Annotated in this window: 19 protein-coding genes; 11 read left to right on the top strand and 8 right to left on the bottom strand. The window is 54.8% G+C overall.

Annotated elements, in window-relative coordinates:
- Positions 1–68: 68 nt before the first annotated feature.
- A complete protein-coding gene (locus tag HRQ63_RS19525; RefSeq protein WP_172246835.1) occupies positions 69–2,144 on the top strand; it encodes an S-layer homology domain-containing protein in 2,076 nt (691 codons plus the stop codon).
- 178 nt (positions 2,145–2,322) lie between these two features.
- On the top strand, positions 2,323–4,062 hold the full coding sequence (locus HRQ63_RS19520; RefSeq protein WP_172246834.1) for an ATP-binding cassette domain-containing protein: 1,740 nt from the start codon (positions 2,323–2,325) through the stop codon (positions 4,060–4,062).
- A 104-nt stretch (positions 4,063–4,166) separates the two neighbouring features.
- Here HRQ63_RS19520 and HRQ63_RS19515 read toward each other — a convergent pair whose 3' ends face one another.
- From HRQ63_RS19515 to HRQ63_RS19495, 5 genes are all read right to left on the bottom strand, one after another.
- The gene (locus HRQ63_RS19515) at positions 4,167–4,913 is read right to left on the bottom strand and encodes an SDR family NAD(P)-dependent oxidoreductase (RefSeq protein WP_172246833.1); all 747 of its coding nucleotides are present in this window, start codon (positions 4,911–4,913) and stop codon (positions 4,167–4,169) included.
- Between the two features lie 26 nt (positions 4,914–4,939).
- Complete coding sequence (locus HRQ63_RS19510; RefSeq protein WP_172246832.1) at positions 4,940–5,272, bottom strand: putative quinol monooxygenase; 333 nt, start codon at positions 5,270–5,272, stop codon at positions 4,940–4,942.
- 106 nt (positions 5,273–5,378) lie between these two features.
- Complete coding sequence (locus HRQ63_RS19505; RefSeq protein WP_172246831.1) at positions 5,379–6,095, bottom strand: Crp/Fnr family transcriptional regulator; 717 nt, start codon at positions 6,093–6,095, stop codon at positions 5,379–5,381.
- Positions 6,096–6,281: 186 nt separating this feature from the next.
- The gene (locus tag HRQ63_RS19500) at positions 6,282–7,121 is read right to left on the bottom strand and encodes an SDR family oxidoreductase (RefSeq protein WP_172246930.1); all 840 of its coding nucleotides are present in this window, start codon (positions 7,119–7,121) and stop codon (positions 6,282–6,284) included.
- A 16-nt stretch (positions 7,122–7,137) separates the two neighbouring features.
- Positions 7,138–7,890 carry an SDR family NAD(P)-dependent oxidoreductase gene (locus HRQ63_RS19495; RefSeq protein WP_172246830.1) on the bottom strand — a complete coding sequence of 251 codons (753 nt, stop codon included), beginning with the start codon at positions 7,888–7,890 and terminating at the stop codon, positions 7,138–7,140.
- Positions 7,891–8,039: 149 nt separating this feature from the next.
- On the opposite strand from HRQ63_RS19495, the gene HRQ63_RS19490 reads away from it, so the two are divergent.
- Together HRQ63_RS19490 and HRQ63_RS19485 are read left to right on the top strand one after the other, a co-directional pair.
- Positions 8,040–8,717 carry a TetR/AcrR family transcriptional regulator gene (locus tag HRQ63_RS19490; protein WP_172246829.1) on the top strand — a complete coding sequence of 226 codons (678 nt, stop codon included), beginning with the start codon at positions 8,040–8,042 and terminating at the stop codon, positions 8,715–8,717.
- A gap of 141 nt (positions 8,718–8,858) precedes the next feature.
- A complete protein-coding gene (locus HRQ63_RS19485; RefSeq protein ID WP_172246828.1) occupies positions 8,859–11,885 on the top strand; it encodes an Ig-like domain-containing protein in 3,027 nt (1,008 codons plus the stop codon).
- Between the two features lie 397 nt (positions 11,886–12,282).
- On the opposite strand, the gene HRQ63_RS19480 is transcribed toward HRQ63_RS19485, so the two are convergent.
- A complete protein-coding gene (locus HRQ63_RS19480; protein WP_172246827.1) occupies positions 12,283–13,374 on the bottom strand; it encodes a GntR family transcriptional regulator in 1,092 nt (363 codons plus the stop codon).
- Between the two features lie 598 nt (positions 13,375–13,972).
- Between HRQ63_RS19480 and HRQ63_RS19475 the strand changes: the two genes are divergently transcribed.
- The 7 genes from HRQ63_RS19475 to HRQ63_RS19445 all read left to right on the top strand — a co-directional run bounded on the left by HRQ63_RS19475 (position 13,973) and on the right by HRQ63_RS19445 (position 21,591).
- Positions 13,973–15,574 carry a xylulokinase gene (locus tag HRQ63_RS19475; protein ID WP_172246826.1) on the top strand — a complete coding sequence of 534 codons (1,602 nt, stop codon included), beginning with the start codon at positions 13,973–13,975 and terminating at the stop codon, positions 15,572–15,574.
- Between the two features lie 15 nt (positions 15,575–15,589).
- Positions 15,590–16,285, top strand: a complete 696-nt coding sequence (locus HRQ63_RS19470) for an L-ribulose-5-phosphate 4-epimerase (protein ID WP_172246825.1) — start codon at positions 15,590–15,592, stop codon at positions 16,283–16,285.
- An 86-nt stretch (positions 16,286–16,371) separates the two neighbouring features.
- The gene (gene araA / locus HRQ63_RS19465) at positions 16,372–17,796 is read left to right on the top strand and encodes an L-arabinose isomerase (protein ID WP_172246824.1); all 1,425 of its coding nucleotides are present in this window, start codon (positions 16,372–16,374) and stop codon (positions 17,794–17,796) included.
- Between the two features lie 199 nt (positions 17,797–17,995).
- A complete protein-coding gene (locus HRQ63_RS19460; protein WP_037292656.1) occupies positions 17,996–18,583 on the top strand; it encodes a TetR/AcrR family transcriptional regulator in 588 nt (195 codons plus the stop codon).
- Positions 18,584–18,640: 57 nt separating this feature from the next.
- Positions 18,641–20,137 carry a DHA2 family efflux MFS transporter permease subunit gene (locus tag HRQ63_RS19455; RefSeq protein WP_172246929.1) on the top strand — a complete coding sequence of 499 codons (1,497 nt, stop codon included), beginning with the start codon at positions 18,641–18,643 and terminating at the stop codon, positions 20,135–20,137.
- Positions 20,138–20,317: 180 nt separating this feature from the next.
- Complete coding sequence (locus HRQ63_RS19450) at positions 20,318–20,692, top strand: VOC family protein (RefSeq protein WP_172246823.1); 375 nt, start codon at positions 20,318–20,320, stop codon at positions 20,690–20,692.
- 110 nt (positions 20,693–20,802) lie between these two features.
- On the top strand, positions 20,803–21,591 hold the full coding sequence (locus tag HRQ63_RS19445; protein ID WP_172246822.1) for a nitroreductase family protein: 789 nt from the start codon (positions 20,803–20,805) through the stop codon (positions 21,589–21,591).
- A gap of 91 nt (positions 21,592–21,682) precedes the next feature.
- On the opposite strand, the gene HRQ63_RS19440 is transcribed toward HRQ63_RS19445, so the two are convergent.
- On the bottom strand, positions 21,683–24,514 hold the full coding sequence (locus HRQ63_RS19440; protein ID WP_172246821.1) for an alpha-mannosidase: 2,832 nt from the start codon (positions 24,512–24,514) through the stop codon (positions 21,683–21,685).
- 18 nt (positions 24,515–24,532) lie between these two features.
- Positions 24,533–25,357, bottom strand: a complete 825-nt coding sequence (locus HRQ63_RS19435) for a carbohydrate ABC transporter permease (protein WP_037286235.1) — start codon at positions 25,355–25,357, stop codon at positions 24,533–24,535.
- Between the last annotated feature and the right edge of the window lie 6 nt (positions 25,358–25,363).

The following is a 25,363-nucleotide window of genomic DNA, read 5'->3' as shown; positions in this document are numbered from 1 at the left end:
AGGACTCTTCTGCACGATAAAATATAAAGAGAGCAATCCCTATTAATCACAGCGAGAGGATCAACCAGATGAGAAAAAAGAAATCGTATGCCAGCCTATTGTTGATTGTCGTTTTACTGTTTTCGCTCCCGCAATATGCATTTGCCATGCAAGTCTTCGTTAAAACACTTACGGGAACGACGATTGCTTTGGACGTGGAACCCAGTGATTCGATCGAAAACGTAAAAGCAAAAATACAAGATAAGGAAGGAATCCCGCCGGAACGAATGAAGTTGATCTTTGCCGGTAAACAGTTGGAGGACGGGCGCACCCTTTCCGATTACAATATTCAAAAAGAATCTACGTTACATTTGGTCGTACGTGATCTGAAACCAATGGATACGGCGAGTGCCGCGGCTGCTTCATCGATCGTAAAAGTCGGAGCGGATAATGCGATCACGCTGACGGTGAAGGATTCGGAGGACAACGCGGATACCGCGTTTGAAGGAACGCATAACGTGACGATCTCCGGTTATGCGGCCGCACCGGGCGGATCGTACGGCAGCTTCAATGGAACAGACTTGACGGAAGGGTCGAATACGTTCAGCGTCCTTTTCGTAAACGGTTCAGCTACAGTGAATCTGACGCTGAATAAAGCGGCGGAACAATCTATTGCACTGAGCGTGGAGGGCGTGGCAGCGCCGCAAACGAATACGTTGAATATCACGTCTACGGCGGGAAATACGGCTTCTATGGAACTAACGACCGAACTTGCAGCCCCGACCGTCAACGGGAGTACGTTCGCAAGGCAGCCCGTGGTTACGCTGCGCGATGCTTACGGGAATACAAGCATGGGCGACAGCAGCACGGTCGTAACCGTATCGAAAAAAGATACGGGCGCATGGACGCTGACCGGAACCCTGTCCGCGACAGCAAACGCGGGCGTCGCGACCTTTGCCGATCTCGGAGCGGCGAGCGAAGCGGGATTGACGGGCGTGCAGCTCGCATTCGATGCTGCGGGGTTAACGCCGGTGACGACTCGGACGGACCCGCCGGTTACGCTTCCTTGGCCCGGACTTGAGGCAGCGGCACCGAGTCTGAAATCCGTCGAAGCGGGTGACGGTCGCGCACGGTTGAAGTGGAGCGAAGTGCCCGGAGCGGTAACCTATTCCGTGTATCAAGGGACGACTTCCGGCATCTACGGAGAAGCCGTCGCTTCGGTAACCGGAACAGAGTACGATGCCGCCGGACTGACGAACGGAACGACTTATTATTTTGCGGTTAAAGCCGTCAATCCTTCCGGAACAAGCGCGTCATCCGAAGAAGTGAAAGCAACGCCGCATTCGCTATCTGTTCCGGTGTCACCGGTGCCTTCTACGCCTGTAGAGACGCCGATTATAACCAACCCGGCATTGCCGCCAATGACAGTGCCATCAGTAACGCCGCCAGCGGTAACGCCACCTGTAGTAACGCCGGTAGTACCGTCAACATCGGCATTACCGGAACCTGTAGCGTCTGTATTCAAAACAGGCATTGTGAATACGGACGAATTAGTCAAGAAAATTGAATCCCTCGTAGCACAGGCGAAGGAAATCAACGTTGTCGTCGATTTTGCCGATACGGAAGGACACTGGGCGGACAAGCCGATCCGTACGTTTATCCGGTTGCAGCTGATCAACGGCTACCAAGACGGAACGTTCAAGCCGAATCATTCCGTCACTCGCGCCGAATTCGCAGCGATTCTGAACCGTTCGTTCGATATCCGGGCCGGGAACGCAAATACGGCGCTGAAAGACATTGAGAATCACTGGGCGAAAGAAGAGATCGGGAACCTCGTATCGACAGGCGTAATCAAGGGATATAGCGATGACAGCTTCAAGCCGAATCAAACCATTACGCGCGAAGAAATGATGGTCATGCTGTCGCGGATCGTAAATCTGGACAACGCGGCGAAAGACCGGGAAAAAGTCCGTTTTAATGACCTGAACGATTCTTATGCGGCAGCCGAGATCGTAGCGGGAGCGCAGGCCGGAATCGTCAAAGGAAACGGAACCGACAATTTCTATCCGAAGAGCAATGCCACGCGTGCGGAAGCCGTGCAAGTCATCTTGAACGTGCTGGAATTCAATCCGCAGTTAAAGACCGCTTTGGATTCGCTCACTTGAGACAAGCATGCGGAGGGCTCCCGATCCGGGGGTCCTCTATTTGCCGTGAACAAAAATGAACGGTGCAACTCGGAGGCGAAAAACGTATAATCATAACAGTAAAAGCACAATATAATCCCTGATTTCTAAGCAGCTTTCCCAAATAACCGCCATAACGGCGATTCAGAAAGGTAACACCATGATCAAACTAGAACACCTCTCCTTCTCCTTCCCGCAAAAAGAACTCTACACCGACGTTTCCTTCACGCTCGAAGAAGGGCAGCACTGCGCATTTATCGGCACCAGCGGCAGCGGGAAAAGCACTCTGATCGAGATCCTGATGGATCCGGACAAGCATTTGTACGACGGGAAACTCACGATCGATCCGGATTGCAGCATCGGCTACGTCAGTCAGTTTTCGCAAGTTGATCCTACGCAGCACATGACCGTGTTTGAATATATCGCGGAACCGTTCAACAAGATTCAAGACGAGCTCACCGGGATTTACGCGGAAATGGCGACGACGTCGGACATGGATGCGGTGATGGAAAAGTATCAACTGGCTTTGGACGCGTTCAACGCGATGGACGGAGACAACTTCGAGAACGTCATCAACAAACAGCTGAACCTGGCCAACCTGATGAATCTCAAAGACCTGGACGTCACCTCCGTAAGCGGCGGGGAATTCAAGCTGATTCAGGTCATGAAGGAAATGATCAGCCGTCCGGATTTGCTCATTATGGACGAACCGGATGTCTTTTTGGACTTCGAGAACTTGAATTCGCTGCGCAAGCTGATCAATTCCCATAAAGGCATGCTGCTGGTCGTCACGCACAACCGCTACCTGCTGAACCACTGCTTCAACAAAATCATCCACCTCGAAAACACCGAAATTCAGGAGTTCGACGGACGCTATATCGATTACAACTTCTATCTGCTTCAGACCAAGATCGAGCTGCAAGAAATCGCGGTCGCCGAACGGGAAGAGATCGAGCGTTACGACGGCATTATCGACAACCTCAGAGAGATCGCGACGTACAATTCGGAAGCGTCGAGAGGCCGCGCGCTCAAAGCCAGAGTGCGATTCCAGGAACGTTTGGAAGCCCGCCGGATCAAAGCGCCGTTCGTCGATATCAAGCAGCCGAAGATCACGTTCGCGAACGGGCCTGAATTGGAAGATGTCGCCGTGATCAACGTAGAGGATTACGGCGTTTCGTTCGACGAGCTGCTGCTCCAAAACGTGACGTTCGAGATCAAATCCACGGATAAAGTCGCGATCATCGGTCCGAACGGTACGGGAAAAACGACGCTGCTGCGCGACATTTTCCGTAACGAGCATGAAGCGATCCGGATCAATCCGGATGCGAAAATCGGTTATTTGTCGCAGCTTCAAGGAGAGACGCTAAAGGACTCCAACACGATTCTGCACGAGTTTATCGATGCCGGATTCGATACGTATGACGAGATCCGCGCGCATCTGCTGCATTACGGCTTCGAAGGCGAGATTCTGGAGCAAAAAATCGAATCCTTGTCCGGCGGCGAAAAAAACATGCTCCAATTGGCGAAAGTCGCCGCCGCCGAGGCCAATGTGCTGATTCTCGACGAACCGACAAGCCATCTGGATCTCTACTCGCAAATCGCGCTGGAAAAAGCCGTTCAAGACTACAAAGGCGCGATCCTGATGATCTCCCACGATTTCTATTCCGTCGTCAACGGCATGGATTACGTGCTGATCATCGACAACAAAAGTATCCGAAAAATGACGATGCGCAAATTCAGACAAATGATTTACAACCGTCATTTCAGCAAAGATTACCTGCACAACGAACAGCAGAAAAAAGCCGTGGAGTTGAAAGTCGAACAAGCGTTGAAAAACGAAAACTTCGAACTTGCCAAAGTACTGTTGGAAGAGTTGGAAGCGATCATTAAGACTCTTTAAAAAGCGGCTCCTGCAGCAGTCGAGGACGGAAAAAGGCATAACGAAAGACACCGGCATCCATGCCCGGTGTCTTTTTTGCTGCGCTGCCGCGCTGTCCGATTGTATTAAACCTGAGCGATCCCGCCGTCCACGAACAATTCGATGCCGTTCACGTAACTGCTTTCTTCGGAAGCGAGGAACATCACCGCGTCGGCGATATCTTCTGTCGTGCCCATGCGTCCCAACGGAACGTTGTTCTGCCACGATTCGAGCACTTGATCGAGAGAGTCCCCGAACATATCGTCGTAAGCCGGGGTATAGATTCCGCCGGGACTCAGCACGTTAAGCCGTATTCCGGTACCTTTCAGATCCATGATCCAGTTCCTGGCCATCTGGCGAAGAGCCGCTTTGCTGCCGCCGTAGACGCTGAACGCCGGATCGCCGATCGTTCCTGCCGTGGAGCCGGTCAGAATAATCGTTCCTTTTTTATCGGGAAACAGCGGCAAAGCCTTTTGGATCGTGAAAAGCGTTCCTTTGACGTTCACGTCGAAGATCGTATCGTATTGTTCTTCCGTAATTTGACCCAAAGGCAGCATGCTTCCGATTCCGGCATTCGCGAACAGAATATCCAGATGTCCTTTCTCCTGTTTGACCGTATCGAACAATCTGTCCAAATCTTTCAAGTTCGAAACGTCGCCCTGCACGCCCGTCGCCTGATCGCCGATCAGCTCGACTGCCGCGTCCAACTCGCTTTGCCTGCGGCCGGTAATGAACACGTAGGCGCCTTCCGAGACGAATCGCCGCGCCGTCGTAAGCCCGATTCCGCTTGTTCCTCCGGTAATGACGGCTACTTTTCCTTCAAATTTTCCCATATCGATCAGCCTCCGTTATCCTGAATTTATCGTGCATCGATGCCGGAATTTCCCCATTCGCTTACCGGCCGCAGCCAACTGACGCTTCGGTTCGCGATCAAAGCCCCGAGTTTTTCCTCGTAGTCTTTTCGGTACGGCTTAATGAATTCTTCCGCCAGCCAGCTGTCTCTGGTGCCGTGCCACGTTTCATAGATGATTAAGTCATCCGGTTGATCGAGATCGTCGGAAACGATAGCGCCGACAAAAGCTTTCTCCGACGACATCTCCCCGATCAAGGAAAATAAAGCCGCGCGGAACGCTTCTTTTTTCCCCGGCTTGGCCGTGAAGCGAATATGAAGTTGAACTTGCGAGTTGGGCATGATCGATTTCTCCTATGCGTTTCCTGTTGTACAGGGATTTCGTTTCGGAAATTATCATAACGCCGGACGCGCAAGCCGACAGCAATGCAGATTACAAAGACATAAATCAATCGATTTCGTTCATCATTTTTTCGATATGGATCCTGATCGTTTTGCGGCCGGTTACGAGAATCCCTTCATTGGACAATTCTTTCAAAACGAGCGATACCGCTTCTCTTGTCGCTCCGATCATATCCGCCAACTCTTGATGGGTCAGAGGGATATCGATTTTTCGGTATTCGTTTTCTTCCGTGCCGAACTTTTTGGACAGCCGGTTCAAAAAGTACAGCACTTTGCCGCGCAGATCCCTGAACACCAGTTTTTCCACCAATTCGTCCTGATCTCGCAGGCGCTTGCTCATTTCGGATAAAAACAGCAGACATAATTCCGGATACTTGCGCAGCAGCGGTTCGAACCGTTCGGCGGGAATCCAAAAAACCGTCGAATCTTCCAAGGCTTCGACGTAACTTCCTCTCGCACCCAAAGAGAACGGTTCGACTTCGCCGAAAATGCCCCCTTCGATCAGCATGCAGACCGTATGCTGTTTACCGAACGGATCGGTTTTGTAAAAGCGGAGTTTGCCGGCAATGACGAAAAACAAACCGTTTTTTTCGTTGTCGGGCGTCTGAAGAATCGAACTTTTTGCGAATCGAACCGTATTTGACCGGGGTGCCGATTGTGCGATTTCATGGATGATTTCTGCCGGGAGCGATTCGAATAGTTTGATTTGCGGCAAAAACGACGTGATCTCTGTATTCGTCTCGTGCGTCTCATGCTGTAACATAGCGTCCTCCTTTTCATGCGGCAGGCGAGAATCGTAGCATCCATCATAAGCTAACCTGATTTTGGCTTCTGTAATGCAGATTACAAAGGTTTGGTTCGGCGTGCAAGCCAAGCTTGAACTTGCGGCGCACAAAAAAGACGGCGGTTCAAGCCGCCGTCGATTGAAAAAGGAACAACCAAGCACGATTCATCGGTTTGCGAAGTCCAAATAATGCGGCTGCTCCAGATCGGCGAGCAATCCCGGCTGTACGGGCTGCCACCCTAGAACTTCGCGGGCCGCCGCGTTCGATCGCGGAATATCCAGCGAAGCCAGCGTGCCCAGGAAACCGAAGTGAGCGTCGGCTTCTTCGCGGGCAATCCCGACGACGGGCACGTTCAGGCGTCGGCCGATCGCGTCCGCGATCTCGCGAAACGGCACGCCTTCGTCGGCAGCGCCTTCGAACCTGGAGCCGGACGGCGCTTTTTCCAACGCCAATCGGTAAAGCCGCGCGGCATCCAAACGATGCACGGCAGGCCAACGATTGCCTCCGTCTTCGACGTAAGCCGAAAAGCCTTTGGTTTTCGCCGTGTCGATCAGTCTCGGAATGAACCCAGTATCGTCTTCGCCGTGCACCGAGGGACAAAGCTCGACGATGACGGACCGCACGCCGCGCGAAGACAGATGAAGCATAAATTCTTCCGCTTCCGTGCCGCCTGCATGCGCCGTGATCACGAACGGCTTGCCGGAACCTTCCAAAGCCGAACCCATCGCTTTCACCGCTTGAAGATCCGCGGTCAATGCGCCCGGGAAGTCGGAAAAGTCGTGGTTGAACGCCAAATGTATGACCCCGTCCGCAGCCGTTACCGCTTCCCGAAGACTATCCGGATCTCCGATATCGCCGAAATGCACGTCTGCTCCGGCTTGTTTGATGAGCATCGCGCTCTTGTCGGAACGGGCCAATCCTCTCACTTGGTGTCCCGCGTCCAGAAGTTCGCGGACGACGGCCGAACCGATATAACCCGCCGCTCCCGTTACGAAAATCCGCATCATGCAGCCCTCCGGGTTACCATGCGACCGGTCCGTCTTCGTCCGAGAAGGTACCGGTCGGGCCGTCCGCGCCTAACATGGCCAACCTTACCGCTTCGCGGGCGCCCTGTTCGACCGTGCGCGTTCCGGCAAAGTTGTTCAGCGCCGTCGACGTAAAGCCCGGGCAGGCCGCATTGACTTTGATCGGCGTCGATTCGAGCGCGGCGGCAAAAGCGAAAGTCACCGCGTGAACGGCCGCTTTGGATGCCGAGTACGCGCCGTACATCGCCCGATGCGGGTTATCCGGCGATGAATTCCAGCTGAGGGAACCGCCGGTGCTGCCGATATTGACGATACGCGCGGCAGGCGCTTCGCGCAGGAGCGGAAGCATTGCTTGCGTGACGGCGATAACGCCGAACACGTTCGTTTCGTAGACTGCGCGGATATCTTCGAGCGGAGAGACGGTCAGCAGGCCGCTTGTCGCGCCGCCGCTGGGAAACGGATTGCCCGGTTTGCCCGCATGCGAGATACCCGCGTTATTTACGAGCACGTCTAGACGTCCGAATTCGCCGCGAATGCGTTCGGCCGCAGCCGCAATCGAGTCTTGATCCGTAACGTCAAGCTGAAGGGCATGCGCATCCGGACCGATGGCTTCGGAGGTCGTTTTTCCGCTCTCCAAGCTTCGCGATCCGACCAGAACCGTGAAGCCTTGCTCCGCCAAATCTTTCGCGATTTGCGCGCCTATTCCTTTGTTGGCGCCGGTAATCAGCGCAACGGGTTTGTTCGACATGTCCGTAATCTCCTTTTCGGCATCCTCGGATACCGTCTGTCTATTTCCCGTTCGTTGTGGGATAATGACATTAAATCACAACAAAACGAAACTGTAAAGTTTCGAAACTATAAAGTTTCAAAATGTGTATTCGAAAAGGGGCGGCATAGATGAAAAAAGTTCAAAACGACGAGCCGGCGAGCATGGAAGTATCCGAAAACGCGGCGGAAAAAACGAAGCAAAAAGTAGGACGCAAGCGGGATCATACGCGGGACGAGAAAATATTGGAAGCGACGATCGAAATTTTGGCCGAATCGGGCTTCGACGGCATGACGATGGATAAGGTCGCGGCGCGGGCCAAAGCCAGCAAAGCCACGATGTACCGACGTTGGTCTTCCAAAGTCGAACTGGTGCGGGACGCGTTGGGATGGATGAACCGAAGCCATCTCGATCTCGAAAACCTGCCCGACTCGGGAAGTCTGCGCGAAGACCTGCTGCTGCTGATCAAGCCGCAGTCGATGGCGGAAGAAGAACGAAAATTCCGCGTTTTGGCGGGCTTGGGCTCTTTTTTGCAGCATTCCGACACGGGCGAAGCCGGAGCTGCCGGCATTTTCGACGATTGGGCGGACGCGAATCTCCGACTGATGCAGCGGGCCGCCGCCCGCGGCGAAATTTCCGAGCATGCGGACCTTGAGCTGGCTTGTCGGGTCATTACCTCGACGTCCGCTTTTCGCGGGCTTGTTGAACGCAAGCCGTTCGAGAAAGTGTTCTATGCGGCTTTGCTCGACGGGCTGATCCTGCCGGCGCTCAAACATTCGACGGCAAATCAGGCGGTTGCGGACAAATAAACAGATTTATCGGAAGATCGCGGCGCAACTGCAGGGATTCGACCACATCCATTGAATTTTAGATAAATAGCCGACGTGGAGAAGATCGATTCACTCTCGGACAAGATTCAAGACCGAACGACAACATACAAGGAGGCTTACATGCGCGCTGCAAAAAAGATCGGGGCGATTCTGTTAGTCGGATGCGTGATTACGGGGATATGGGATTCAAAAGCGATGCAGAAGGCCTATGCGGCGGCTCCGATGTTGGCGCATTCGATTTCGGTTTCGGATACGGCGCTTAAAATCGGGGATTCGGCAACCGTGACTTTCGTATTTACGGAAGCGGTGATCGTTTTTGATGTTAATGATATTAAGGCCCCGAGCGGTACGATCAGCAATTTGTCCTCAAGCGACGGAGGAATCACATGGACGGCGACGTTGGAGCCGAAGACCGCCGTACAGAGCGCGAACAATGTTCTGACGCTCGACTATACGGGAATAATGAATGCGGGAGGAGAGATCGGCATCGGTTCGGTCGACTCGTCCAATTACTCGGTGGATACGATCAGGCCTTCTTTGCTTGGAGGTATCCAGATGTCGAATCCGGTACTGAATATCGGAAGCTCGACAATCGTCACTTTTATATTCGCGGAAGCGGTGACCGGATTCAATACTGCTGACCTGACGGTTTCGAACGGCACGATCAGCAATTTGTTCTCGAATGATGGCGGAACGACATGGACAGCCACTTTGTTTCCGAGCTCGAACGTAAGTGACGCTTCCAACGTCGTGACGCTCCATTATTCGGGTATTTCCGATCTGACGGGAAACGCAGGCATCGGTTCGGTCGACTCGCCCGATTACTCGGTCGATACGGTCCGACCGTCGTTGGCGAGCAACATTGAGATTTCGGATACCGTTTTGAAAGCCGGCGATACGGCTGCCGTGACGTTTAGGTTTACGGAAGCCGTAACCGGTTTTGACGCTGACGATGTAACCGTGCCGAACGGAACCCTTAAAGATTTTCTGACGAGAGATAACGGAAACACGTGGACGGCGACGCTGACCCCTGCCTTGTCCGTAAACGACGCTTTCAATTCCTTGACGATCCATTATGCGGGCATAACGGATCTGGCAGGGAATTCGGGTTCGGGCACAGTCGCTTCCGTCAATTATTCGGTCGATACGCTTATTCCTACGGCAGGGATCGTCATAACTCCCGCGCTAATGAAGATCGGGGACACCGCCGACGTGACCTTTGCGTTCTCGGAAGCCGTCAGCGGGTTTACGACCGCGGATCTGACCGTATCGAACGGAACCGTCCGCGATTTGTCCTCGACCGACGGCGGAATCACTTGGACGGGAAGTTTCGTACCGATCGCAAATGTCGAAGCGTCGGACAATATCATCACGCTTGATAACACAGGCGTGGTTAGCCTTTCGGGTAACACGGGATTCGGCAAAACCGACTCCAATACGTATACGATCGACACGCGCAGACCGACGGCCGAAATCTTTGTGAGCGATACGATTTTGAGGGCGGGAACGACTGCGGAAGTGAAGATCGAATTTTCGGAACCGGTGACCGGTTTCGCTCTCGGCAGTCTCGAGGCCGCGAACGGAGCATTAAGCGATCTGGCTTCGTCCGACGGAGGCAAGACGTGGACTGCGACGCTGACGCCTAGCGACGATACGTCGAGTACGACTAACGCAATCCTGCTCGATTATGCCGCCGTTACCGATCTTGCAGGCAACGTCGGTACAGGCACGATGGTTTCCGACAATTACGAGGTCCGGACGGTCCGGCCTACGGCGGTTGTGACGGTCGACAATTCGATGTTAACCCCGAACACGAATTCTACGGTGAAAATCGTATTCTCGGAAGCCGTGACCGGCTTGACGACGGAAGATTTGACTATCGAAAACGGAACATTAAGCGCTTTGGGTTCGGCTGACGGCGGAATCACCTGGACAGCGACCTTAACGCCGAAGCCCAACGCGAGCGCGGCGGCCAATTACATTACGCTCAGAAATGACGGCATAACGAACGCGTCGGGCAATGCGGGCATCGGAACGACCCGGTCCAACGCGTACGCGGTAATGACCATGCCGCCGCCAGGCAGCGGCGGATCTCCCGCGCCCGCGGTTCCTTCCGCGCCGATCGAAGCGCCTTCGGTATTCGTGCCGAGCGAAACTCCGAACGTTTCCGTCAACGGAGTGCTTACCCTTCCGGCAGGAAAGGCGGGGAGCGTCAGCTTGGGAGACGCGGTACGGATCGACATTCCGGCCGGGGCTTCGCGCAAAGAACTGAAGCTGACGATCGAGCGGGTAGCGAATGCGAACCGGCTAACGACGAACGGGGAAATCCTGGCCAGTCCCGTGTTCGAACTGCTCAAAAGCTCTTCCGAAAATTTCGTTCGGCCTGTCAAGTTGTCTATAGCATTCGATCCGAAAACGTTGACCGACGGCCGAAGAGCGGCACTATCCTATTACGACGAAACGGTCAAAAAATGGATCGAGGTGAGCGGTGCGAACATTCAAGGAAACCGAATTTCCGCAGAAGTGGATCATTTTACGAAATACGCGGTGTTCGCGGCAGAGCAGCCGACGGAAACAGCCGACGATGATCGCTCGCCGCAGTCCGTCATCCGCGATACGGCAGGACATTGGGCGGAAGACGTGATCAGGCAGGCCGTATCTGCCGGCGTCGTCTCGGGGTATCCGGACGGAACGTTCAAGCCGGATGCCGACGTGACGCGGGCGGAATTTGCGGTCATGCTGATGAGAGCTTTGAACGCAACGACGTCCGGCGCGTCACTGGTCTTCACGGATTCTTCGGAAATCGGTTCTTGGGCGCAAACAGCCGTGGCGCAGGCCGTGCAATCCGGCATTCTGAACGGCTACGCCGACGGCTCTTTCCGGCCCAACGCCGTCATCACCCGTGCCGAGATGGCGGTCATGGCGGCTCGGGCAATGAAGCTTCCTGCCGCCGAGGTTACGTCCGATCCTGCATTCGCGGACGATCAAGCCATTCCGTCCTGGGCAAAAGGTGCGGCAGCCGCTCTGAAAAACGCGGAAGTCATCCAAGGCACGGGCGCCAACGCGTTCAAACCGGACGCGCGAACGACGAGAGCGGAAGCGGCGAAGGTTCTGATGAACCTGTTGGATGCAATCGGGAAGAACTGACGGATACTCCCTTTCTTTCATGTCCGCATGAACCGCTTTGCATGTTGAGCCGCGACCGTTTTGCGCTGGCATGACGAGCGTCGACAAGTTCAGCGAACCCGTCCGGGGATGTTCGATCGCCTACGGGAATCGGCTTGCGCAGCATACCTCGTAGTCTTCCCGCACTCCGGCGAACTCGGGGCTGCTTTTGGTCATTTTCGCGGAAGCCGAACAGTCCGGAAGGCTTCTTCAACGGACTGGACCTGGAAGGAACGCTGGAGCATATCCATGCGACGCAGCGCTTCGTGGGCATAGAGGCGCTGGAAAGCTTCAGGCTTAAAGAAAACCGCCTCGTCTAATAATTTTTAACGCAAAAAGCAGCCTCTTCCTCATCGAAGGGCTGCTTTTTTCATATCGTTTACTCGACCTCGATCACTTTCACCGTCTCGCCTTCCACTAACACCGGTTGATAATAATTTTTCTCCGGCAAATCCTTTTTCCCCTGCAAGCTTTTGATCACCCAATCCGCCGCGTCGCGCCCCAGCTGCTCCTGCGGATGCGTCAGCGTCGTGAGCTGAATATTCGCGTTTTTCGCCATATACGAGTTGTCCTGGCCCACGATCGACAGCTCATCCGGAATCGAAATCCCCAGCTTTTTGCATGCGTTCACGACTTCCAGCCCGACTTCGTCGTTGTAGCACACCAGCGCCGTCAATTCGTCCCGATTTTCCGTCAAATACTTCTCCAGATTCACGGACAAGTCCGGCTTGCTGTCCGTATCGAACGAAAGCACATGCTCATGCTGGAAACGCAGTTTATCCTCGCCCAGCGCCTTGATAAACCCTTTCATCCGAAACTTCCCCTGCAGATCGTCCATTTTCGCGATAATCCCGATCTGCGTATGCCCTTTGCCGATCAGCTCGCGCGTCGCCAGATAGCTCGATTGCACATCATCCAGACAGAAAAACGGAACCTCAAGCTCCTCGTAATAAGCATTGATCATCGTAAAAGGAACATCCTGCTCTTTAAAAGAAAGGTAGTACGCGATATTCGGATTGTACACATTACTGCGCGTCGGCTCCACGATCAACCCATCCACCCCGTACGACAGCATCATCTCCAGCGCTTTTCTTTCCTGAGTGATGTCGTTATTGGTACTGGCCAGCAGCAGCGAATAATTCTCCTCGTTCAACCGACTCTCGATTCCGCGAATGATGGAGGGAAAAATATAATCCGAAATATACGTCGTGATCACCCCGATCGTCTTATTCGAAGACTTCGCTCCCGTTTTCGACCGATACTGACTGCTCACATACGTCCCCGACCCTCTCTCGCTGCGCAAAAACCCTTCATTCGACAGCTCCAGCAGCGCTTTCCTCACCGTCTGCCGACTGACGTCATAACTCTCCTGCAGCGCCAGCTCCGACGGAATCTTCTCCCCCACCTTATACGTCCCCGAAAGAATATGACTTTTGATCTCTTCTATAATCACTTGATACTTAGGCTTCATCGTAAGTTCACTTCTTTCTTGTCTTTCGTATCTCTCAAATCTCATATCTTTGTTGTTTTTCATATCTTTTCTTTATCATGTTTTTTGGTTTTCGAGAAAGTTGTACGTACACATCTTAGCACGAATCCCCTAATTAGCAAACGATCCTAAAAGATGTACACCTTCAACGTTTTTAAGGAAGGCCAATGCCGCAGGCGAGGCCCCGCCTTTGCCCTTCCCCTCCCCACCCCAAAAGGTAGTTCTCCCACCATTAATCCTTTTCGATTCCCCGAGCGCATTAAGCGGAGGGAGGGATTGAGTGCAGGAGCGATAGCGTTCGCCTTTGACTTGGGGAAGCTTCCTTATTTAAATCCAATCCAGCTTCCCCAAGTCAACACGCGACCGAAACCAATCCTTCCCGCAGCGCCCAGCTCCACAACCGAACAGGAACTTAATGTTGGTATAACTACCAACCTAGATTGACAAATGTACGTACAAAAAATATACTAGACTCGTCAGTTATTGAAACCGCATACTTTCGATCTGCTCCGCCAAGTTGTCTCATCATTTGCCCGGTAAGATCGAAAGCCGTTCGTATAGAAAGGGGACAACCATGATTATGAGTCAAGCAGACTTGAACGAAATCATCACCCAAGGCAAAACGTCGCTCGGCATCGAATTCGGATCGACCCGAATCAAAGCCGTCCTGATCGATCCAAGCTTCGACACGATCGCATCCGGCAGCTACGAGTGGGAAAACCAGCTCAAAGACGGCTTCTGGACCTACGATCAACAGGAGATCATCAAGGGCCTCCAAGCCGCTTACCGCGAAATGAAGCAGGAAGTCAGCGCCAAATACGGCGTGACGCTGCAAACCGTCGGCTCGATCGGCTTTTCCGCCATGATGCACGGCTATATGGCTTTCGATAAACAAGGCGAGCTGCTGGTCCCGTTCCGTACTTGGCGCAATGCCACGACGGGCGCGTCGGCCAAAGCCCTGACGGACTTGTTCCAATTCAACATCCCGGAACGCTGGAGCATCGCGCACCTGTATCAAGCTGTTTTGAACGGCGAAGAGCATGTGCCGAATATCGACTTCGTCACCACGCTGGGCGGATACATCCATTGGCTGCTGACCGGCAGCAAAGCGATCGGCATCGGCGACGCTTCCGGCATGTTCCCGATCGACGAAGAGACGCATAACTACCATCCGGCGATGGTCCGGCAGTTCGACGATCTGATCGCTTCGAAGAATTATCCGTGGACGCTCCAAGACGTTCTGCCTCAAGTCCTCCTCTCCGGCGAACAAGCAGGCACGTTGACCGCAGCAGGCGCGCTTCTTTTGGACCCGGAAGACGATCTGCAGCCGGGCATTCCGCTGTGTCCGCCCGAAGGCGACGCCGGAACGGGCATGGTCGCGACCAACAGCGTCAAAAAGCGCACCGGCAACGTGTCCGTCGGCACGTCCGTGTTCGCCATGATCGTGTTGGAGCAGGAGCTGTCCAAGCTGTACCCGGAGATCGACATGGTGACCACGCCGGACGGCAGCCCGGTCGGCATGGTGCACGCGAACAACTGCTCCAGCGACCTAAACGCTTGGATGGGACTATTCCGCGAATTCGCGCAGGCGATGGGCTACGAAGCCGACTCCGGCAAACTGTACGGCACGCTGCTGGGCAAAGCGCTCGAAGCCGACTCGGATGCAGGCGGATTGTTGAGCTACGGTTATCTGTCGGGCGAGAACATTACCGGACTCGAGCAGGGCCGACCGCTGTTCGTCCGTTCGCCGGAAAGCAACTTCAACCTCGCCAACTTCATGCGCACCCATCTGTTCAGCGCTTTCGGCGCACTCAAGATCGGCATGGACATCCTCACCGAGAACGAGAAGGTCGCGATCGACAGCCTGCTCGGCCACGGCGGCCTGTTCAAGACTCCGGTCGTCGGGCAAAAAGCGTTGGCCGCCGCGCTGAACGTCCCGATCTCGGTCATGTCCACGGCAGGAGAAGGCGGAGCCTGGGGCATGGCGCTGCTGGCTTCCTATATGACCAATAAGGAACAATCCGAAAGCCTGGAACATTTCCTCGGCGAAAAAGTGTTCAAAGACGTGGCGGGCGAAGAAATCGCGCCGGACCCGTCAGACGTTGCGGGTTTCGGAACCTTCATCGAACGCTACAAAGCCGGCCTCGCGATCGAGCAGGCGGCCGTCGACCATTTGAAATAAAAGGAGTGACCTACATTGTTGGAACAATTGAAACAAGAAGTCTATGAAGCGAACCTCGAACTGCCGAAGCACGGTCTGGTGAAATTCACCTGGGGCAATGCCAGCGCGGTTGATCGGGAAAGCGGATTGTTCGTGATCAAGCCAAGCGGCGTCGGCTATGAAGCGATGCAGCCGAGCGATATGGTCGTGGTCGATTTTGACGGCAACGTGGTCGAAGGCGACATGCGTCCTTCGTCCGATACCGCGACGCACGCCGTTTTGTATAAGCATTATCCGCAAATCGGCGGCATCGTGCATACGCATTCCACTTGGGCGACCATCTGGGCGCAGGCGGGACTCGACGTGCCGGTTATGGGTACGACGCACGCCGACACCTTTTACGGAGCCGTGCCTTGCGCGAGATTCCTGACCCAGGAAGAGATCGATCGAGGGTACGAAGCGGAGACCGGCAACGTCATCATCGAGACGTTCGACAAGCTCGGCGTGGACGTGCTGGAGATTCCGGCCGTGCTGCTGCAAGGTCATGCGCCGTTCACTTGGGGCAAAGACGTGAAGTCGGCGGTCGTGAACAGCGTCGTGCTGGAGGAAGTGTGCAAAATGAACCTGTACGCGCGTCAACTGAACAACTTCGCGAAGGAACTGCCGCAGGGAATTTTGGATAAACACTACCTGCGCAAACACGGCAAAGACGCGTATTACGGTCAAAAGTAAGTTCGTTTCTAATCGAGTCGTACTCAACATAAACGTTCAATCATTCGACGTGACATACCATAATTCATGAAAAGAGGATGATTTACATGACAACAGCCGTTGAAAAACAATTTTGGTTCGTCGTAGGTTCGCAGCATTTGTACGGAGAAGAAGCATTGGCCGAAGTTAAAGCCCATGCGCAAGAAATGACGGACGCGCTCAACAAAAGCGGCGTGCTTCCTTATCCGCTCGTGCTTCAGGAGCTGGCTGTCAGCGCGGACAAGATCACCGAAATCATGAAAGAAGTGAACTACCGCGACGAAGTGGCCGGAATCATCACGTGGATGCACACCTTCTCGCCGGCCAAAATGTGGATTCGCGGCACGAAGCTGCTGCAAAAGCCGCTGCTGCATCTGGCGACGCAGTATAATGAAAGCATTCCGTGGGCGACGATCGACATGGACTTCATGAACCTGAACCAAGCCGCTCACGGCGACCGCGAATACGGATTCATCAACGCGCGTCTGAACAAGCAAAACAAAGTCGTTGTCGGCTACTGGGAGCGTCCGGAAGTACAGCGGCAAATCGCGGACTGGATGGACGTTGCCGTTGCTTATAACGAAAGCTTCAATATCAAAGTAGCCCGCTTCGGCGACAACATGCGCAACGTCGGCGTCACCGAAGGCGACAAAGTCGAAGCCCAGATCCAGTTCGGCTGGACGGTCGACTACTACGGCATCGGCGATCTGGTCGAGGTCGTGAACGCCGTGACCGAACAGGAAATCGACGAATTGATGGCGGAATACGCCAACCTGTACGAATTTGACTACGGCACCAACAGCAAAGAAGACTGGGAAGCAAGCGTACGCGTTCAAGCGGGTTACGAGATCGCTCTCAAGCGTTTCCTGGACGCGAAAGGCTATACCGCGTTTACGTCGAACTTTGAAGACCTGCACGGCATGAAGCAGCTTCCGGGTCTGGCCGTTCAGCGCCTGATGGCTCAAGGCTACGGCTTCGCCGGCGAAGGCGACTGGAAGACGGCCGCGCTCGACCGTCTGATGAAAATCATGAGCCATAACGAGAACACGGGCTTCATGGAAGACTACACTTACGAGATGGCGGCGGGCAAAGAAGCGATTCTGCAGTCCCATATGCTCGAAGTCGATCCTTCCCTGGCGAGCAGCAAGCCGAAAGTCGTCGTATCCCCGCTCGGAATCGGCGGCAAAGAAGATCCGGCCCGCCTTGTCTTCGACGGCAAAGCCGGCGACGGCGTCGTCGTATCCATGATGGACCACGGCACGCATTACAAACTGCTGATCAACGAAGTGACGGCGTTCGAACCGACCGAACCGGCTCCGAACCTTCCGGTCGCCCGCGTTCTGTGGAGCGTGAAACCGAACTTCCAAGAAGGCGTAAAAGCCTGGATCGAAAACGGCGGCGGCCACCACACGGTCGTATCGCTGAACCTGACGACGGATCAGATCGTGACTTATGCGAAGCTGGTGAATTTGGAGTATGTCGTGATTAAGTAAGCTAAGCCGATAAAACAAAACCGCTTTTCGATCGATGACGAGGTCATGGGTCGAAGGCGGTTTTTTTCGGCTGTGTAAAGCTTTCCGATTGATAACGGTTACACTGTAAAATTTTAAATAAAAGCATTGACATAGCTCTTGTGATAAAGATAATGTATGTAGACCGATTGTTATAATTCTTCGAAGGAAGTGTCTTTTGTTGAGTGAAAAGTCCAACGCTAAAGAGTCCATCGTCAACACGGCAGCGAGACTGTTTTTTTCACAAGGGTACCACGCGACAGGCTTGAATCAGATCGTAAAAGAAAGCCAGGCTCCGAAAGGGTCGTTGTATCATTATTTCCCGCAAGGCAAAGAAGAACTCGCGCACGTGTGCATTCAAAAAACGAACGAGCATATTTTGCAAAAGTTCGATGAAACGTTTGCCGCGCATTCGAATACGGCGGAAGGCCTTCAGCAGTTCATTCGCGATATGGCGGACGAAGCGGAGGCGGCCGGATTTACCGGATTTATGCCGTTCAGCTTTTGGGCTGCCGTCGAGACGTCGTGCATCAGCAGCGATCTTCGCGCGGATTGCCAAAACGTGTTCGCGGATTGGCAGGTCATCATCGCCAAGCATTTGGTCGAAGACGGCATGAGCGAGGAAAAAGCGCGGACCACGTCGCTGCTGGTCGTCGCTTTGATGGAAGGCGCGCTGATCATCAGCCTGACGAACCAGAGCAAACAACCGCTGCTTGCGGCGGCCGATCATTTGGCGGTCGTGGCGAAGCACGTGCAAGACATGCCGTAAGGCGTATTCAACAGAACGTTCGAGAGGTTCGAGGAGGATGAAAGAGTGGAAGGTTCAATGAAAGCCGATTCTTTGGGGAATCGTCAAGAAACGCAGCAAGAAGCACAGCAGCAGTACAAGGTGTTTCCGATTTTGTTCGCGATGCTGCTGAGCGGATTTATCGGTTTGTTCGGGGAGACGGCGCTGAACGTGGCGTTGACGCCGCTTATGGCGATGCTCGAAGTCGGACCGACGACGATTCAATGGCTGACGACGGGCTACCTGCTCGTACTGGGTATTCTGGTTCCGGTATCCGGCATGCTTTTGCAATGGTTCAGCACGCGTCAGCTGTTCACGACGTCGCTGATCTTCTCGATCATCGGCACGTTCGTGGCCGCGGTCGCGCCGAGTTTTGAAATTTTGCTGCTGGCGCGCGTGCTTCAAGCGGTCGGCACGGCACTGCTGCTGCCGCTGATGTTCAATACCATCCTGGTTATTTTCCCGATCGAGAAGCGCGGCGCCGCCATGGGCCTGATCGGTCTGGTTATCATGTTCGCTCCGGCCAGCGGCCCGAGCATCTCCGGCTTGATTTTGGCTAACCTGAGCTGGCACTGGATCTTCTGGATTTCCCTGCCGTTCTTCGTTATCTCGCTGGTGTGCGGCCTGCTGTTCCTGCCGAACATCTCCAAGCTGACCAAGCCGAAGATCGACGTGCTGTCGATCATCCTGTCCACGCTCGGCTTCGGCGGTATCGTCTACGGCTTCAGCAGCGCGGGCGGACACGGCGAAGCGGGCAGCGGCTGGACGAGCCCGATCGTGATCGGCACGTTGGCGATCGGCGTGTTGTCCCTGCTTCTTTTCAGTATCCGTCAGCTTAAGATGAAGCATCCGGTAATGGACCTGCGGGCGTTCAAATACCCGATGTTCACGCTGGGCCTGATCCTGATCTTCATTTCCATGATGATGATGCTGTCGTCGATGCTGATCCTGCCGATGTACTTGCAGCAGGGCATGGCGGTGACGGCGCTGACAGCGGGCCTCGTCCTGCTGCCGGGCAGCTTGCTCAACGGTCTGCTGTCTCCGGTCATGGGCCGGCTGTTCGACAAATTCGGTCCGAAATGGCTTGTGATCATCGGCCTCGCCGACGTGGCGGTCGTCTTGTTCATGTACACGGGCATCTCGCCGACGACGGCGCTCAGCACGATCATCACGCTGCATATCTTCATGATGGTCGGCATCTCCATGATTATGATGCCTGCGCAGACCAACGGTCTGAACCAGCTGCCGCGCGAGTATTACCCGCACGGCACGGCGATCATGAACACCTTGCAGCAGGTATCCGGCGCGATCGGCACCGCGGTGGCGGTCAGCATCTTGAGCGCCGGCCAAGCCAGCTTCTTAAGCGGAATCGCGAATCCGGAAAGCCCGGAGAACCAACTCGCCGGATTCACGTCGGGCGTGCAGGGCGCGTTCGTGTTCGCAGCGGTCCTGGCGGTCATCGGCTTGATCGTGTCGCTGTTCGTGAAGCGCGTCAAAGTCGGCGCGGAAGCGAAACCGGAAGGGCCGATGCATTAATCGGCATGCCGCATAAGGTTTCCGTGCGATAGACAGAATCATACGTCAAAGCGATGCTTTCCTATCCGGGAAAGCATCGCTTTTTTGCATACAGGCAAGTCGTCTGTCCGGGGCGCCGTTATCGCGTCACGGATGGTACAATAAGCAGACTGCATCTATCCCATTATAGGAGTGAAGACCATGAACCCGAGCCTCAACTGGATCACCCTACGCGTCCGCGATCTCGAAACGTCGATCTCTTTTTACCAGGATATCCTCGGCCTGCCGATCCAGCGCCGCTTCGAAAGCCGGGGCAAGCAGATCGCCATGCTCGGCAGCGAAAGCCAACCCAAGATCGAACTGATTCAAGGCAGCGAACAGACCGTGCAGCCGGAAAACGGAGTGTCGGTCGGTTTCGAGGTCGATTCGTTGGAAGACGCCATGGAAGAACTTCGACATAAGGGCATTCCGATCGCGCGCGGACCGATTGCGCCGAACCCCCGTTTAAGCTTTTTTTACGTGTTAGACCCGGACGGATTCGAAATTCAATTGGCTCAGCATCATGAATCTATCTAATAGCGTTGGCAAGGTAATGGCGGAAAACGTTTTAGGCTCTATCCCAAGTCGGTAAACTGGTTTATCATAAAAAGAAAACCAAGCATCATTCGCCGGAAGGGGACCGTATTATGGAATTCAACGACGTGATTCACGGACACCGATCCATTCGTCAATACGAAGATCGCGAAGTCAGCCAAGAGGTCCTAGGCCGGGTACTGGAAGCGGGGATTCGCGCCTCGTCCAGCGGCAACATGCAGTCTTATTCGATCGTGGTCACGCGGGACAAAGAGCTGCGTAAAAAGCTCTACACGCCGCATATGGACCAGTCGATGGTGCTGGATGCGCCGGTTCTGCTGACGTTCTGCGCAGATTTCAACCGCATGCGCAAATGGCTGGAGCTGAACGACGCGCCCGTGCATTTCGATAACTACATGAGCTTCATGATCGGCACGATCGACGCGACGCTGGCTTCGCAAAACTGCGCATTGGCAGCGGAAAACGAAGGTTTGGGTATCTGCTACATGGGCTCGACGCTGGCGAACTGCGACCAGATCGGCGAGCTGCTGAACCTTCCGCCGGGCGTGGTGCCCGTCGTCGGCTACTCGCTGGGCTATCCCGCCGAAGCTCCCGCGCTGCGCGACCGCCTGCCGCAGCACGGACTCGTCCATTACGAGCAGTATCAGGATTACACGGACGAGCAGATCGAGGACATTTACAAAGACCGCAACGAAAAAGGTTGGCAGCGTTACATGGACGTGCCGAAGCTCAAAGCGATGACCGAAGAACTGGGCCTCAAAAACCTGGCTCAAGTCTACACGATCGCCAAGTATACGAAGGAATCGCATCTCGAGTATTCGCAGACGATCCTGAATTATTTGGAAAAGCAGAATTTTATGAACAACGGCGGTTCGAACTGACATTACGACAGAACACGAAAAAAGCAAAGACTCCCGGCCATACATGGCTCGGGAGTCTTTTTAATCAGAACCGCTTGAATAGTCCTTACGCTTATCGCGTCACATAAGCCCGCGTCACGATCTTATAGCCGCTAACCGCGTCATGTCGTTCACTCAGTAACTCGCGGCGGCGCTCCAGTACATCGCTCTCGTAAGCAGATTCGACATCGAACCCGGCTTTGACTTGAAGCGACGCTTCTTCGCCTCCGAGGTTGTACCAGCGCACGATCACGTCTTCCGTGTCCGCCGACAGTTTCAACGTCGAGAAAGCCAATGTCGTATCCTGCTCGTTCCAGCTTACGACCTGCGAGGACAGCGGCAGTCCGTCCGCTGCGCCTGCCGATGTGACCGCCGAGAGCTTAACGCCTCCGGCGGGCTTTTCCGCAGCACGTTCCGAAGCGTCCGCAAGCGATCCGGCTTGAACGACCGTCCACGGGATCGGATAGCTGTACGCATCGGCAATCGCGCCCGACTTCGCGGCATCGCCAGCGAACGGACGGATCGCGTACTCGACCGCTTGCTCGCCGAGGCACTGTGCTTCCGGCGTCTCGAACACGCCCCAGTCGCCAAGTTCCGACGAAGCGCGGAGCAGCGTAACCGCGATGGTATTCTGCCCGTCCCGCAGCACTTCATACTCGTTCAGTCCTTTATTGGCGATCAACAGACCGTGCTCGCCGTCGGTCACATGCACGAATGCCTGCTGATGCTGCGCGTTGCTCGGATTGATCCATTCTTTCGCAGGCACATTCGCGCGCTTCGCCGACTCGAAGATCGAATCCGCATAGTGATGATCCGCGTTCAAGCCGGTCGGGAACAAGGCCCGCAGGCGATGGTCTTTCGCTTGGTTGTTGAACGAAGTACGTACCTTCACCAGTTCGCTTCCGGCTTCCAGTGTATAAAGAGTCGTAATTACCAGCGGCACGGTTTGCTCGCTGCGCTGTGCGGTGCGTTCCGTGAACGGAACCATTTGCTGTTTCTCGTGGATGAACGTCTCGTCCGCGCCGGCCGGAATCTCCCAACGTACCACGCTTTCCAATACAGCACGGAAAGGCGTCTGTTCGACAATGCGTACTTCGGCTTGCAGATGCTCAGTCGTTAACGTCTGCTCGCCTTCCGGTTGACGGTAGACGTACTCGTTGCCGATATCGCCCGTGTTTTCATACACGTTCAGCCCGCTGTAACGAGCACCGTGTTGCTTGTGTTCGACGGTCAGCGATCCGTTTGGCGCTACCGTAACCTTCAGCTTGCCGTTCTCCAGCGTCGTGCCGTTGACGCTTACCGTGTCGGCGCTTGCTGTATCGGCTTGCTTACCTTGATCTGCCGCTCTGTCCGCTCCCGTCGGAACCAGCGCATACGTCCGATAGCCCAGCGAAGGCACATCCGCGGCTTGGAACGTGACTTTCACTTTGCGCGCCATATACGGCTGGCGGAAACGGTCTTTCGGCAGGTCGTAGCCGAAGTGCGCGCCGAGATCCCGAATCTCCGCTTCGTATACGCGGCCTTCTTCGTCCTGCACGACAAAAGTCGGCAGCGGAGCGGCTTCCAGTTCTTGCGCCAACGTCTGAGGATTCAGACCTTCCGGGAAATACTTTTGTCCCACTAGCAGTTCCGTCTCCAACACGCCGCTGCGCGTCCAGCCTGCGGTATTGAACGCGACGAACGGCACTGCGCCTTCGCCCCATTTCTTCAGCGTTTCCGCGTCGATCGCGGCCGCGATCGCCTGCGCGCTTTGCTCGGCGAGTTTCTCGGCCACATGGCTGCTTTTCGCGAAACGGGTCAGCATCTCGCGATGCACCTCGTCCACGCTGCATCCGCAGATGCTGTCGTGCGGATGGTTCTGCATCAGCGTTTTCCAGGCATAGGTCAGCAGATGGTGCGGGTAAGCTTTCACTCCGGCCAGATGCGCCATTGTTGCGAGCGGCTCGGTCACTTTTTCCAGCAGCGTCTGGCCTTGTTGGTTGAGCTGCTTCAGATACACGCGCGCGGAAGCGGTATTGACCAGCGTTCCCCAACCGTCCGTATGTTGGCTGCGCAGCTCGCCTTCGATCACGGCGAGGTCGTCCGGCACTTCTTTGGCAACGGCTTCGATGTAATCGTCGAAGTTCGAATGAACGAACTCGATATCCGGGTACAGCTCCGACGAGACGCGAATCGCTTCCGGCAGATCCGTCTGGATCGGTTGGTGGTCGCAGCCGTTCATGAACAGCAGATGCGGCGTGGACGCGAACTTTTCGGCTTCCGCCAAATTTTTGTCCCAGTAGGCTTTCGCTTTTTCCGCGTCGGCAGGCACTTCCATGCCGTTGCAGTACCAGTTCGCGAACAGGATGCCGAGCACTTCCGAACCGTCCGGCGAGCGCCAGATCATTTCGGAATACGGGGATTCGTAGCTGTCCGCGTCCACCACGGCATTATTGAAGCCCGTCGGTTTCACGCCGCGTCCGAATACGGCATTGCCGATGTCCGCCTGCCGCAAAATCTGCGGAGCCTGGCCCATATTGCCGAACGAATCGGGGAAATAACCGGTTTTCGACAGCACGCCGAACGGCTTGGCATCCTGATGGCCGATCAGCAGATTGCGCAGATTCGCTTCGCCGCTGGTCAGGAACTCGTCTTGCAGAATGTACCACGGACCGAATTGGATACGGCCTTCGCGGATATAGCGGTCGAGCCGTTCCTGTTGATCCGGGCGCACCTGGAGATAGTCTTCGCGGATGATCGTTTGTCCGTCCAGATGGAAATATCGGTACTCCGGGTCTTGATCCAGCGTATCGAGCAGCTTGTCCATCAGCTCGACGAGCAGCACGTGATGATGTTCGTAAGGCATATACCATTCCCGATCCCAGTGGGTGTGGGAGATCAGGTGAACCGTTTTCTTTTCCGACATATGAAAACCTCCTATAAACTAACCTTTCGTCGCTCCGCCCATGCTGAAGCCTTTGGACATATAGCGCTGGGAGAAAATGTAGAGAACGACCGACGGCATGGTATACAACAGCGAGAACGCGGCGAGCCTTCCATACTCCACCATACCGTGACTGCCGAAAAATTGATAGATCGTAACCGACGCGGGAAGCTTGTCCGGCGTTTGGAGCAGGATATACGGAACGAAGAAGTTGCCCCAACTTCCGGAAAAAGTAAAGATCGCGATCGTCGAGATGCCGGGCAGCATTAGCGGAGCGACCACTTTGCGCAGTCCGGTCCAGACCGAAGCCCCGTCCATCCAGGCCGCTTCTTCCAGATCGATCGGCACGGAGTCCATGAAGTTTTTCATCATCCAGATGCCGTACGGCAGCGAAGACGAAGTCAGGAACAGCATCGTGGCGAAGATCGAGTTTTGCAAATTCAGGTACAGGAACATTTGGAAAACCGGAACCATGACTGCCGTGATCGGCAGTGCCGTCATGAACAGGATCGAGAGCAGGAAACTTTTTTTGAAACGCATTTCGTAACGGGACAGCGGATACGCCGCCAGCACCGAGACGATGACGACCAGCAGCGCTTGACCGCCGGACAGTACGAGGCCGACGCCGAACGAGCGCAGATTGCTGGAATCGGTCAGCACGTCTTTGAAATTTTGCAGCGTCCAGGTATCGGGAGCTTTGATGCCCTGCTGGGCGTTGGGATCGAACGAAGCAAGAATGATCCAGAGCAGCGGCAGCAGGAAGCACAGGCCGAGCACGACCAGAATGCCGTATTGGATATTGCGCTGAAGTCTATGTTTGACCATTACGGG

The sequence above is a fragment of the Saccharibacillus endophyticus genome (assembly GCF_013185185.1).
Classification (GTDB): domain Bacteria; phylum Bacillota; class Bacilli; order Paenibacillales; family Paenibacillaceae; genus Saccharibacillus; species Saccharibacillus endophyticus.
The sequence above is the reverse complement of the archived record's forward strand: the minus strand, read 5'-3'. Positions and strand labels throughout refer to the sequence as shown.